Raw genomic sequence first — 13,553 nt, forward strand, 5'->3', positions numbered from 1 at the left:
CGGCGCGGATCTCGTCGGCGAACTGTGAGATGTTGTCCAGAACCTGACCCATGATCTTTCCGCCTCCACTGATAGTCGATCAACGACCATTAAAGTAGAACACGTTCTAGAAACTTGCGGAAGTGAAATGGCCGACATTTCTTACACTCACACGGTCTGCAGTTCCGACGGGAGTTCGACGGCGTCGCTACCCGAGGCCGCAAGCAACTGTGCGTATCGCCCACCTTGTTGCACAAGTTCGTCGTGGGTGCCCTTTTCCACAACCACGCCCTGGTCGAGGACCGCGATGAGATCCGCATCTCGAACCGTCGAGAGTCGGTGCGCTACAACAAGAGTGGTGCGTCCGACCATCAGCTCGTCGAGCGCGTCCTGCAGCGCACGTTCAGTGCGATTGTCCAAGGCGCTCGTCGCCTCGTCGAGGACCAGGATCGGCGGATTCCGCAGAACTGTGCGCGCGATCGCGATGCGCTGTTTCTCACCACCGGAGAATCGGTAGCCGCGCTCGCCGACCATGGTGTCGTACCCGTCGTCGAGACCGGAGATGAACTCGTGGATTTGCGCGATGCGCGCCGCTTGCTCGATCTCGGCGTCGGTGGCATCGGGTTTCGCGAACCGAAGGTTCTCACGAATCGTCGTATGGAAGAGGTACGTCTCCTGCGACACCACGCCCACCAGATCGGAGACCGTCGCCAGATCGAGGTCCCGCAGATCGATGTCGTCGATTCTCACCGATCCCGCAGTCGGGTCGTACAGACGTGCGGCCAAGTATCCGAGGGTGGTCTTGCCCGAACCTGTGGAGCCGACCAGCGCCAAGGTTCCGCCGGCCGGGACCGTGAGGTCGATGTTGTCGAGAGTCTTGCTGTCGGTTCCTGGATACGAGAAGTCGACGTGGTCGAACCGAAGTTCGCCGGACATCTTGGTGCGGTCGAAGCTCTTCGACTCTTCCGGATCCGCGATGTCGATCGGCAGATCCAGGTACTCGAACACGCGACTGAACAGTGCCATCGAACTCTGCACCTCGACGCCCGTGTTGAGCAGCATCATGGTGGGGCGGAACAATTGTGTCTGCAGTGTGGTGAATGCGACGAGGGTGCCGACGGTGATGGTGTTGCCGTGATCGAGAGTGAAACCGGCGAACCAGTAGACCAGTGCGGGCATGGCTGCGAAGGTGATCGACATGGTCGCCATGCGCCACTTGCCGGCCATCATGGCCCGGAGTTCGACGTCCGCGACTTCCGCTGAACGCTCGGTGAATCGATCCGTCAGAGCCGACTTCGCGCCGGTCGTCTTGCCGAGGAGAATGCCACTGACGGAGAGAGATTCCTCCACCTGCACCGACAGATCACTGAGTAGCTTCTGCCGCTTACCCGAGATCTTGCGGCGCTCGTCACCGATCTTGCGTGCGATACGGATGAACACCGGCAAGATCGCCAGCGAGAAGATGGCAAGCCGCCAATCCAGAAGGAACAGAGCAACAATGGTGGCTGCCACGGTCGTTGCATTCTGCGCGATGGACGTTGCCGTGTTGGTGACCACCGACTGCATACCGCCGATGTCGTTGGCAATGCGCGACTGAACTTCTCCGGTTCGGGTTCGAGCGAAGAATCCGAGCGACTGATTCTGCAGATGCGAGTAGACCCGCACACGCAGTTGGTGCATCAGTTTCTGGCCGATGCTGTTGGACATCCAAGTCTGCGCCACGCCGAGACAGCTCGTGATCACGGCAATGGCGATCATGCCGATGGCCAGAACGCTGACGAGTCCGAGGTTCTTGTCCGGGATCGCCTTGTCGAGCATTTCGCGTAGGAGCAGCGGACTGCCCAACGCCACGATCGCGCTGAGTGTGATGACCGCGGTGACGATGGCGATCTGAGTTCGATACGGCGCGAACAGTCCGAGTACGCGCTTTGCCGGTACAGAGTCCGCCGGAGTGATCTCGACAGCGGATCGTTCGATGTTTCGCATGTGATCTGGTTTCACGTTCTACCTCCTGGAGGCTTTCTCACCCTAGTTTCATATTGATGAGGTTACCTCACTATGAGGCTGACACCAACAACGCTAGACTGACGCCATGCATTCCCGAGAGCGCGAACTCACCGACGTCGTGATGTCCGTGGCACGGCTCATCCGGCGACGCCAAGTGGCAGCGCTGGAACCATTCGGCCTCTCGCCGTCGCAAAGCCGAGCGCTGCGAGTACTGACCCGAGTGGGCGAGCCGGTTCGACTCGGGTTTCTTGCCGAGCGATTGCGCATCGTTCCGCGGTCGGCGACCGACGTCGTGGATTCCCTCGAAGAGGCCGGATGGGTGCGCCGCACTCCCGATCCGAACGATCGGCGAGCTGTATTACTCGAGCTCACCGACGCCGGCGCTACCCTCGCTGCCGACGTCGCGAAAGCTCAACGACGCGAATCCTCGGATGTGTTCGACGACCTCGACGAGTCGGAGCGAGCAACTCTCACCGAACTTCTCGAGCGAGTGGACGCGGGGCACGACTCTCGGCCCCGCGACTGCCCGAAACCTTCGGTGTGAGTCCTCACGCAGCGACGGTGTCGACTGCGTCCTCGACATTCTCCGCCGACGTCGGCTTGCTCTGACGCTCGATCTTCGAGATGCAACGAGCAAGGTCCGCGCCTACCGCAGTCGCCCGTAGCTCGAGATCAGAACGAGGCACACCCTCTTTGGTCGTGTACTCGTTGGTGCGCAACTCCCCCGCCACCATGACCGGATCACCCTTCATGATGGATGCGCCGACGCCGGTGACCAACCGCCGCCAGCAACTCACCGTGAGATAGAGGGTCGCTCCGTCCGTCCACTCTCCGGTCACCGCGTCTTTGCGACGCGTGTTGCTCGCCATCCGAAAGCTCAGCACCTCTTCGCCATTGGTGGTCTGCCGCTTCACCGGATTGGTGATGACGGTTCCGACAACCGTTGCATGCGTTTCGTACATGTCCGATCCCCCTTCGAACTCCAGAACCCGCCAACTGTCGCGGGGCCGATCATTGCGTCGGCAGTTTCGATTGTGGAACGGCAAACGCCTGGCTCGGGATTTCGATTTCCACCTGTGCATCGGCGGGACAGCTGTGGAGAAACAGCACTGCCCGAGCCAAACGGCCCGGGCAGTGTCGGAACTAAGTGCTAGTGGAGGATTCGTCGGATTTCTTCTCGCTGGGTGTCTCGTCCGCAGAGTCCTCGCTTGCAGTCTCCGCGTCAGCAGCCTCACGCGGTTTCCACCCCTCGCGGTCCCGCCTGGCCAATTCGGCGAACATGGCGTTGTGAGCAGCGAGGTCGGCGTCGTGGTCACGCTCGGCCGCACGGTCCGTTCGGCGCGCGGTCCTTCCGTCACTGCGCGACCACTGAACCAGCAGCGCGAGCATGACCACCATGAGTGGGATCTCGCCGGTCGCCCACGCGATGCTGCCGCCCAGCTGCTGATCGCCGATCAGGTCGTTGTTCCAACCGAGTCCGAGCGAGCGGAAGTACGCGCCGCCCATGACGGCGGTGGTGCTCATCAATGCCACGCCGAAAAACGCGTGGAACGGAAGTGAGCCGAAGACCATCGCCAGCTTGGTCACCGGCTGCAATTGGCGTGGTGACGGGTCTATTCCGATCGCCACCCAGTAGAAGAGATAGCCGCTGAGGATGAAGTGCAGGTTCATCAGCAGGTGAGCGCTGTGCGAGTCGACGGTCGCGCCGTAGATTCCGCCGAGATACAGCGCGTAGAAACCGCCGACGAAGAGAACTGCCGCCACGATCGGGTGGGTGATGAATCGTGAGAACGGGCTGTGCAGCGCGGTCAGAATCCACTCGCGAATGCCTGGCACGCCGTCCTTGCCCGCCGGATCGAGCGCCCGCAGAGCCAAAGTGATCGGCGCACCCAGAACCAGCAGGACTGGGCCCAACATCGACAGCGCCATATGTGCGCCCATGTGAACGCTGAAGACTGCCGGCGCGTACTTGCCGACACCGGACGACGTGGCGATCAGGAGCACCGCGCAACCGCTCATCCAGGCGATGGTTCGGCCGACGGGCCAGGAGTCTCCACGCTTGGCCAGCTTGCGCAGGCCGATGCCGTACAGAATCGCCGCAGCAATTGCGGCGGTGCCGAACATGAGGTCGAATCGCCAGTCCGTCACGAACGCCATGAACGACGGCGGGTCCGGAAGGTTGTAACCGAGTTCGACCTCGGGAATCGAGGGAATCGACAGCGGCGGAGGCGGCGGGGTACGACCGAGGCCGATCGCGAGACCGATGGTCGCCGCCATCACGATCGTTTCGGCGCCGGCAAATCGAATCAGGGCAGAGCGACTCTTCGGGTTCTCCGCCAGCGCCGGTAGCGCCCGACTCCGCTGAGCCCAACCGAAGAACCCGAGGATGATCAGTGCAACTGTTTTGGCGACGATCAATCGTCCGTAGGTCGTGGTGAACACGTCGTCGAGAGGCAGACGGACAATCGCATTGATGACGCCGCTGAATCCCATGACGACGAAGCAGATGGATGCGACCGTCGAAAAGCGTCGAGCCGCTACGTCGGTGTAATCGCCGCCGCGCCGCGCGTGTGCCAGTAGCGCGAACAAGCCGCCGGCCCAGAGCGAAGCCGCCACGAGGTGCAGGATCAGGCTGTTGGTAGCGATGTCATGCGACCCGCCCGAAGACGAGTGACCGGTGAGAGCGAGCGGCATCAGTCCGAGAAGACCGACCAGCAGCAGTAGCGGGGTCCACCACCAGCGCAGTGTCAGTCGGGCCAGGATCGCCAGAACAACCGCGATGATCGCCGTCCAGCGCCAGGCGCCGGCGATCTCGACCTGATCGAGTCCCGACCAGAGGTTTGCCGGTTTGATCGCTTCGGCGAACGGCTGACCCGACGTGTCGGAGAGCGTCAGGGGCACCATCATGAACGAACAGATTGCCCACACGATCGCGGCGTGTGATGCGGTTCGGACTGCTCGATAGCCGTCGACGTCGAGGACGCCCGACTTCTGCGGCGGCACGAAGAACGCGGCCAGCAGCAGTGACCCGATCGCGATGACCGCGGCGATCTCCCCCAGTGCGCGCATCGCGGGGAGGCCGTATGTGGTGATCGGACCTGGATCCGGGATACCCAGAAGAGTCAGCGCCTGCGACGCGGAGAATCCCACCACGATGGCTGCGGTGAGCCCTGCGATGAGTCCACTGACCACGAATATCGCGGTCGACGAAGCGGGTGCACCGCTGTGCTGTGTGGACTCCGGTGGGGAATCTGTCGGCGCGAGGTCGGGTGTAGCCATACCTCAAGGGTAGGACCTTCGCGAACCGACTACGACAACGCGTCGGAGTTGGGCGGCGCGCGTCACATCCCGAACCCTCGAGTATGATGTTCCACGCGCCTCCGTAGCTCAGGGGATAGAGCAAGAGCCTTCTAATCTCTTGGTCGCAGGTTCGAATCCTGCCGGGGGCACCACAAGATTTGATTCACGGATAGTCACACTGCGTGGACGAGCGGCCGCTGGGCAGAGCAGTCCGATACGGACCGAAACCTAGCCCACAAATTACGTGCCGTCCGCAGTAATCTGCCTCGCATGAAGAAGGCACTTCCGAAGACCCTGAAGTCACTCGCCCGGACGGTTGGAATCCTGGCACTCGCGATCGTCGTGGTATCCGTCGTCGAGAGGTTCACCGGCGCGCACCAACCGACGACCGGTCCCGCCTCGTTGACCGGACCCGACCAATCGTTGTAGCCCTTCCCCTGCGACAAGGTCGTCTCACGAAGTTCTACGACAACGAGCCGGTAGCCAAGAATCCACCACTGCCGGCTGAGTCGCATGCAACACGCTAAGCAGAGCCGCCGCACAGTGCCACAGAATCTCTGGGCTCCGGATCCCAGGGCGTAACAGCAGCCGGAGTAGTCGGACCTTGCTGGCGGCCGTGGGCGTAGCACCATTGATACAAGCTGCGTCAGAATGGTTGAGCGAGAACTCGATTCGAAGTTCTAATTTCGCGAAGTTTCCAGGGAGCCGCGAGAGGCGCCGGCTCTGGGACCTCGCGGCTACTCGGTGCGGTTGCTCGGATGTGGCGACTGCGCACCGACCGAACCGGCCGCATCCGCCGTCAGCGACTACGCAACGACCGTCACCATTTGACTCCGGGCATCGAAAGCGCTTGAAAAGTAAGCCATTTCATCGTGCCCAATGCGCGAGAACGACCTGAACTTGCGAGGTCTCCAGATCTTCGAAGAAGCCTCCGACGTGGCATTTTCCGAGATCCACACACATCCCAGGCAGTGCCTCATCCGTGCGCACAAGAGCGTCGCCAAAAGTCGCTGCGGCGCGTGATCAGCTGGACTGAGGTAACCGTACCGAAGGCTTTCTACGAAAAGCTGGGCGATTCTTTGTCTCGAAATGCCATGTCGGCCCCCGAAGCATTATCGACGGTTAACTCAGGCCGGAATCCAGTCTGCTAAGAAAAACGAATCTAATGTGACCCCTATCTCTGGATCCTTTCAGAACAGGGGTTTCGATGACGCGCGACTGAATTCACCCCCTAATTCACCCTCCTCCTATACACAGAAAAATGATTTGCATTTATGTCGAGCGTGTGTGCACAGATAATTCGCTCCACGCCTTGTCGTTCCGACAGCAAATAAGGGGCGGTGAACTGCATAAAGGCCCATTCGGTACAGCAGCGCCGACTCGGCTCGGCCGCTCACCGATTGTCGACAAGGGCCAAGGCAGGCATGCAACTGATGGTCGAGATCGAATTGTGATGAACCAGCCAGTTAACTTGAAAGAAATCAACGGAATATAGATATACCCAGGTAAGCGCAGTTTTTCTTGCATGGACGCACGTCCATGGCGTGTCCAGCTATGCGATTTGCTCGTGTTAGATTCCTGATTGCGCATCGCCCGGTTTGCGCCTTCTGCGTTGTTTGCGCGGAATTTGCATCTTCTCGCGAACGGCCCCGCGCACATTTCTTTACGTTGTGCCAAAGAAAGGAATTTCATGAAAACCGTCACGGCAGCGAAGCACGCGGCGCGAAGACTCCCCCTCGGAGCCATCGCACTGTTGCTATTGCTATCCGGGATGGTGCTCATGCCCGAACTGCAATGAATCGCGCAGGAAAGATCCTCGGCCGCAGCCTTTAGTACCTCGTAGGTCGTCGCGTTAGGGAATGCCGGCGGTCGATCTTTCTTGGAATTTCCTGGCCTACCCAGAGCCGGCCGTCGGTCTGCGCTGGCGCCAACCAGGTCCGATTACCAACTGTTCGGCTCCGCAATAGGACGCCTGAGAATCACCAACGCTCGCATCCAGGCTCCAGAGCTGCTCAAAGGTCCCGTTTCGCTATTCGACGGCCCCGGAAACGGGGCCCAAATCATGTGTTCTGAACGAAAGGTGTTCGTCATGCGTAACCGTGTCTTCCCACGCCGTGCCGGGGAGGGGGTGGTGTCTCGGTGGGCAGCTTTGGGGATGATCGTTGCGGTCCTGGCGCTGGTCATATCGTCGTTCTCATTCGTCCAAGTTGCCTCAGCAGATGACATCGGGACCTCGACCACCACAGGTCCGACCACCACAGTTCCGACCACAACGAAGCCGCCCGCGACTACGACGGAGGCGCCACTGAAAACGACGGCGCCGCCTACTTCCACGTCGGAGTCACCCACTTCTGCGAAACCGCCGATCACAACCACGGCGCCCCCGTCTACGACTTCTGTGGCGGCGCAGCGACTGGCCGCACGCGGAGTCAATCCCGGCATCGATGTGAAAATCACCGACGTCCAGGTCGAGGGAAAGAACGACCAGCAGATCACGGTCGGGGACTCCGTCACGGTGAAGGGCACCTGGGACGCGTCAAGCGCGAGCCCGCAACCGGGCGACCAGTTCACCATCGGATTCCCTGACGAGTTGAAGCTCCAGTCCAACCCGACGATCGCGCTGGAGGGCGACGATGGGACGGTTTGGGGCACATGCGATCTGGCTGCTTCCACCAATCTCATGACCTGCGTGCTCTCCGACGCTGTGGCGGATCGGCCGGACGAGGTGAAGGGCGATTTCTTCGTCTACACGAAGGCAGTCGAGTACACCACGTCAGAGACTGTGGATTTCACGATCAACAACAAGGTCACGCCGGTCGACCTGCCCGGCACGGGCGGCATCACCGACGGCCGCGTAATCGGCGAGTCGACGAAGTCCGGCAAACTCCAGGACAACAAGCAGTCAGTGCGGTGGACCATCGACATCCCCGGCGCCGATCTGGCCAAGTTGGACGCAGGCAACACCGGTTCGGTGACCCTGAGCGACAAGCTCTCCGACAACATGAAGGTGTGTGCAGGCAGCCTGCTCAACGCGAAGCTGTGGTCCGGTCGCCCGGGCGATCTCAAAGAGACCCCCGGCGGCGTCACCGTCGCTCAAGCCGACGCGGGTGATCAGGTCACCATCAACATCAACAACGGCGCGCCCTTCGAGGGCAACAAGCTCTACCGCATCGAGTACACCTCATGCACGACCAGCGGCGTGGTGGATCTCAAGGGGACTCAGTACACCAACTCCGTGACGATCGGTGACAACACGGTGGCTTCGGATGGCGTGGGACAGGACTATGCGCCGCAGACCGAGCCCTGGAAGGGTGGCTACCTCGACGGCGGTAAGCGCAATATGGAAGCCGTCTGGACGATTGTGGTTCCGGGCACCGACATTGCCGCCAACAACCACAAGATCGACATCACCGACACCTTCGGCGGCCCCCATGCGGTCTGTGCCTCGGGCGTGCAGGTAGTCATCGAGAAGTCTGACTACCTCCCAGGTCGGGAGAACGAACCCAACTACCGCACTCCTGCCGCAGGATTCACCATTGCTCCCATCGGCGCAGTAGCCGGCGCGAGTACCTTCACCGCGGCGATCACTGTGGATAACCCGGACACGTTCAACGAAGAGCAGTATTACTACGTCACGTACCGGACCTGCCTGACCACCACCGAGGTGCCAGACTCCGAGGACCATCTCACCAACTCGGCGGTCGTCAACAAGACGTCGATCACGGGAAAGACTGAGGGGCCTGGGTTCACGAGCGGCAAGAACGGCGCGATCAACACCACGTCGCAGACTGTCGGCGGCGTGGAGCAGCCGGCAGGCACCACCCTCAATTGGACCGTGGAAATCTCCGGACACGATCTCGAGGGCCTTACGGAACCGGCGGTCATCAACGACAGGTTCTCACCGAACATGACGGTGTGTGAAATCGGCGGCGATCTCAAGAGCAACCTCAATCTCAAGGTCGTCGCGCAAGACTTCTTCGACGGCAACAAGAAACGCGATATCACCGATGCCACCTCGGTGGCGCGCGCCGACGGCGGTTTCGATCTCACTCTCCCGCGTGACGCGGACGGTTACAGCCGTCAGACGAAGTACCTCGTCAGCTACACCCTGTGCACCAGCAGCGGCGGACTCGACCAGCGCGACACGGAATACGCCAACACCCTCACCTATGCCGGCAAGCAGACGCTGTCGCAGAGCGTCAAGCAGGAATGGGGCGGTGGCGGCACCGGTCAAGGTGTGTCGCGGGGCTCGTTCTCGCTGCTGAAGGAGATCGCTCCCTTCTCCGAGAAATTCCCGCAAGACACCGAGTTCACCGTGAAAGTCGAGGAGTTCGCCCCCGGGCAAATCCCAGCGACCGACGCCCCGGTGAGCTCCTACGAGATCAAGGTGAAGGCTGACGGGACACCGGTCAGTGGGATCAACCCCCGCGGAACCGGCTGGCAGATCCGACTGTCCGAGATCAACCTCCCCACCGTTGACGGTGTGTATTTCGAGAGAGGGACGTTCCGCCCGTCAGAGGGTGTGACGCTCAACGGGGACCGCACCGAGGCGCTGGTGACCATCACACCGAAGAGCAATGTCGGTGTCACACTGCTCAACAAAGCGAGTCTGGGATCGGCGCGGATCACCAAGTCCGTCATCGGTGACGGAGCGCGCACGGGACTCGAGGCTTTCGTCGTCAACGCAGAGATCGCCTTTGGTGACGACGCCGCCGGCAACGAGTTGCGTCAATTCACTCTGAAGGACGGTCAGCACTACGACCTGGGCAAATTGCCCATCGGAGCGAAAGTCACCTTCACCGAGGTACAACCGATGAACACCGACCTCGTGACCTGGTCGGAGCCGGTGATCAACCCGAAAATGCTCACCATCGGCGCCGATGCGTCGGCGAACACGGTCTCCGTCACCAACGAGGCCAAGATCACGCAAGGCACCTTCGAAGTGAGCAAGAAACTCACGGGCCCGAAGGCGTTCGACAAGGCCGTACCGGCGAGCTTCGACGTGATTGCCACCTGGCTCGATACGGACGACAAACCGCAGAGCAAGACACTGTCTCTTCCGTCCGACGGCACGGCGGTTCCGTTCGGCGAGAACCTGCCCGGTGGCACCGAAGTCACACTGACAGAGCTGGTTCCGGCAAACGGTGACGGTCTCGCCTATGGCGTGCCCGCATACTCCGGGAATGTCAGGATCAATCCGGACAACGCAGCCGTGGTGACCATCGGCAAGGATCTGCGCAAGATCGAGGTGTCGAACTTCGTCGACGTCAACGACGGCACTCTGCGCATCGCAAAGCAGGTCGGCGGTGAGGCCGCCGAGGCCATCGGCGACGACGTGGAGTTCACGGTCGAGGCGCGTTGGCGCGACGGTGTGGAGTACCGCACCCAGGTGCTGAGCGTCAAGCAGGGACAGACCACACCGCTCGGCGTCGACCTCCCCGTCGGCACCGAGGTGACCTTCACCGAGACCGGCCGTCCCGATGTCGACGGAGTCGAGTGGGGCACCATCTCCTGGGGAACCAGCCCGGAAGGCGAATCGTGGCTGCATTCGAACCTCGACGGCACCGCGACGGGCATAGTCTCCGACGACCCGACCGACGGTCGACTGATCACGCTGTCGAACGAGGCGCTGTGGAAATTCGGATCGGTCGAATTCACGAAGTTCATCCTCGACGCTGACGGCAACCCCGTCCGCGCCCCCGAGGCCGACCTGCCTGACAGCACGAAGTTCGAAGTCCGTATCGACGGAATCGATCCGGCGCTCCCCGCCGGAACCGATTTCCCGGCAGTGGGCCAGACCATCACCCTCGATGCCGGAAACGACTGGAGCTGGACGTCCGACGAGGTTGTGCCGCGGAACACCGTGATCACCTTCTCCGAGGTCGACCCCAAGCCCCTGGCCGGTATCGACTGGGCGCGGCCGTATTACTACGTGTCCGCGGATGCCGGTGACGCCGAATACCGCGACACCGTCAAGGCGGTAGCCGGTGAGAAGGCTGTGGTGGAGATCCACAACCGCCCGATCCCGACCACCGAGGTGGATATCGACAAGATCGTGACCGGCCCCAAGGGCGGCCAGGTGGCAAAGGACGGATCCACGATCTTCCAGGTCACGGCTACGTGGACGGACATCGACAATGAGGCGCGGTCTTGTGTTCTCGATGTCAGACCGGGCGCTTCAGTCACTCCGACCGCCCAGTGCGACGCAGCCGTCATCGACGGCCGGGTCCAGTTCCCGCTGAACACCGACATCACTTTCACAGAAACCGGTGCTCACACTGACGTCACCAACGTCAAGTGGGGTGAAGTGATCTGGGGCGTCAAGGAAGGCAAGGCGGACGTCTCGAATATCGACGGCGAACCGACCGCAACTTCCGTCAAGCTCACCGGCGAAGCAAACAAGTCGGTGGTCCTGGGACTCGAGAACAAAACCAGCAGCAATGGGCTGATCATCATCCCGATCCCGATCCCGCTGCCGCCGTGGGAAATCCCGACGTGGCCGGGCTCTGAGGTACCCGGAGGACCAGGCACTGACGTGTCGACTCCCGGCAACAACACTCCCGGCAATAACGGTGGTGGACACAACGGTGCTCCGGGCACGCCTGCTCCGGGAAATCCTGCTCAGGCCAAACCGGACCAGTCATCGTCCCTGCCGGTAACCGGCGCGAACGTCATCTGGCTCGCCGGTCTGGCGCTGGCGCTGATCGGCGGTGGCGCATGGCTCACCCTGCGTAACCGCAAGCGTGCACCCGGCCGGGAGTAACTCCCAACCAGGAATACCGAAACAGGGCGGGTGGCGACCTACGCCTGGTCGCCCCCGCCCTGTTTCACCGTCACGACGTATCTATCTCGCGGCCGCCCCCGTGGCCCACCCCTCGAAGGAGAAACACCATGTCATTCCTCCCGTTCCCGATCGTCATCGAAGGCATCGAGACCACTGGTTCTGCCGCGATCGACGGCCTCGGTCGCCTGTCCGTACTCCTTTACGATCTCCTCGGCGGTACCGGAAGCGCCACGATCAACGCGGGCAGCTAGTTCGATACGGCACCAATTCGACACATCAGCTAGCTCGGTAGATCTGTGAAGAGGAGACCCCGGTCCGTGAGCGATACCAAAGATCCAGGGCATCGGCGGCCGGGCGCAGGCCAGGTAATCGGCGAACTGCTCCTCACGGCCGGGGTCGTCATCTTGCTGTTCGTCATCTATGAGGCGTTCTGGACCAATATCGTCTCAGGGCGGCTGCAGGACGAGCTCAACAACAGTCTGGAGGAATCCTGGGCCGAAGTCCCCGAAGCCCCAGGAGCGATCGACGGTCAGCCGGTGCCCCCGCTGATCCCTGTGCTCGGCGAGGGATTCGCGCGCGTGCATTTCCCCACACTCGGCGCCGCGTACGCAATCGTCGAGGGCACACGCAACGAGGACCTGCGGGCCGGCCCCGGCCACTACCCGGACTCGCAGATGCCCGGCGAAGCCGGAAACTTCGCGCTCGCCGGGCACCGCAATGGTTCCGGCGCAGTCTTCCAACACCTGGATCGACTCGATGCATGCGATGCCATCGTCGTGGAGACCGAGTCCCAGTGGATGACGTACCGGTTACTCCCACTCGACCAGGCCTCGCCCGAACGTCGCGCTGCGGCGAAAGCCTGCTTGAATCCCGAGCAAGCCGATCGGGTTTCCGAAGGCGACTACGCCCATCTCCTCGGGCGGCACATCACCGTGCCCGGGGATGTTGCGGTCGTCAACCCGCTGCCCGGAAGCCCTTGGGCCGAGTCCGACGCCACGCTGGAAAGTATGTTGACACTGACCACGTGCCATCCGCTCTACTCGAACAGCGAACGCTTGATCGTCCACGCGGTTCTCGTCGAAACAATCTCGAAGACTTCGGGCACCATTCCCGCGGCATTCCAGGAGTAATGAATGTACGGCTACCTCTGGGGCGCGCTCCCCGGCCCCCGACCAGTGAAGGCCCTGCTGGCGATCGTTCTCTTGGTCGCGGTGGTGCTGCTACTCATGGAAGTCGTATTTCCTTGGGTGTCAGAGCATATGCCCTACTCCGACGTCACCGTTTAGACCGCCCGTTCAGGCCGGCCGGCATTTGAGTCAAGAAGAGAACGTGCCATGACCTTCGTCCGCTCACCCGTTGTGGCACAGCAGAATCGCCCTGCTTCCGAGGGAGTCAGACCTTCACGAATGTCGAGTCACATCCGATGTGGATCAGCTTGCCGGCGTCACCGTGACTGTGACGGGGCCCGCGTCGTCCGCGGTTT

At 61.7% G+C, this 13,553-nt stretch carries 8 protein-coding genes and 1 tRNA gene; 6 read left to right on the plus strand and 3 right to left on the minus strand.

Translation table 11 applies throughout. The features are described from left to right. Positions 1–147: 147 nt before the first annotated feature. Positions 148–1,965 carry an ABC transporter ATP-binding protein gene (locus QMA15_RS31975; RefSeq protein ID WP_049940979.1) on the minus strand — a complete coding sequence of 606 codons (1,818 nt, stop codon included), beginning with the start codon at positions 1,963–1,965 and terminating at the stop codon, positions 148–150. A gap of 106 nt (positions 1,966–2,071) precedes the next feature. Between QMA15_RS31975 and QMA15_RS31980 the strand changes: the two genes are divergently transcribed. After that, positions 2,072–2,530, plus strand: coding sequence for a MarR family transcriptional regulator (locus QMA15_RS31980; protein WP_003945320.1), 459 nt, complete (start codon positions 2,072–2,074; stop codon positions 2,528–2,530). Positions 2,531–2,534: 4 nt separating this feature from the next. Here the strand turns inward: QMA15_RS31980 and ssb are convergent, their stop codons facing one another. After that, entirely contained in the window at positions 2,535–2,948 is a 414-nt protein-coding gene (ssb, locus tag QMA15_RS31985; RefSeq protein WP_007733347.1) for a single-stranded DNA-binding protein, read from the minus strand. A gap of 181 nt (positions 2,949–3,129) precedes the next feature. Then, a complete protein-coding gene (locus QMA15_RS31990) occupies positions 3,130–5,265 on the minus strand; it encodes a cytochrome c oxidase assembly protein (protein ID WP_020908246.1) in 2,136 nt (711 codons plus the stop codon). A gap of 97 nt (positions 5,266–5,362) precedes the next feature. Here QMA15_RS31990 and QMA15_RS31995 point away from each other — a divergent pair. The 5 genes from QMA15_RS31995 (at position 5,363) to QMA15_RS32015 (ending at position 13,200) form a co-directional block, all read left to right on the plus strand. Then, positions 5,363–5,438: transfer RNA gene (locus QMA15_RS31995), tRNA-Arg, on the plus strand. 118 nt (positions 5,439–5,556) lie between these two features. Continuing rightward, complete coding sequence (locus tag QMA15_RS32000) at positions 5,557–5,715, plus strand: hypothetical protein (protein ID WP_003945304.1); 159 nt, start codon at positions 5,557–5,559, stop codon at positions 5,713–5,715. A gap of 1,660 nt (positions 5,716–7,375) precedes the next feature. Then, positions 7,376–12,049, plus strand: a complete 4,674-nt coding sequence (locus tag QMA15_RS32005; RefSeq protein WP_290289021.1) for a DUF5979 domain-containing protein — start codon at positions 7,376–7,378, stop codon at positions 12,047–12,049. A 128-nt stretch (positions 12,050–12,177) separates the two neighbouring features. Further along, the gene (locus tag QMA15_RS32010; protein ID WP_003945342.1) at positions 12,178–12,321 is read left to right on the plus strand and encodes a hypothetical protein; all 144 of its coding nucleotides are present in this window, start codon (positions 12,178–12,180) and stop codon (positions 12,319–12,321) included. A 66-nt stretch (positions 12,322–12,387) separates the two neighbouring features. Continuing rightward, positions 12,388–13,200: a class E sortase gene (locus QMA15_RS32015; protein ID WP_290289025.1), complete on the plus strand. Its 813-nt coding sequence runs from the start codon at positions 12,388–12,390 to the stop codon at positions 13,198–13,200. The last annotated feature ends 353 nt before the right edge of the window (positions 13,201–13,553 follow it).

Source organism: Rhodococcus sp. APC 3903 (assembly GCF_030407755.1).
Taxonomy (GTDB): Bacteria; Actinomycetota; Actinomycetes; order Mycobacteriales; family Mycobacteriaceae; genus Rhodococcus_F; species Rhodococcus_F erythropolis.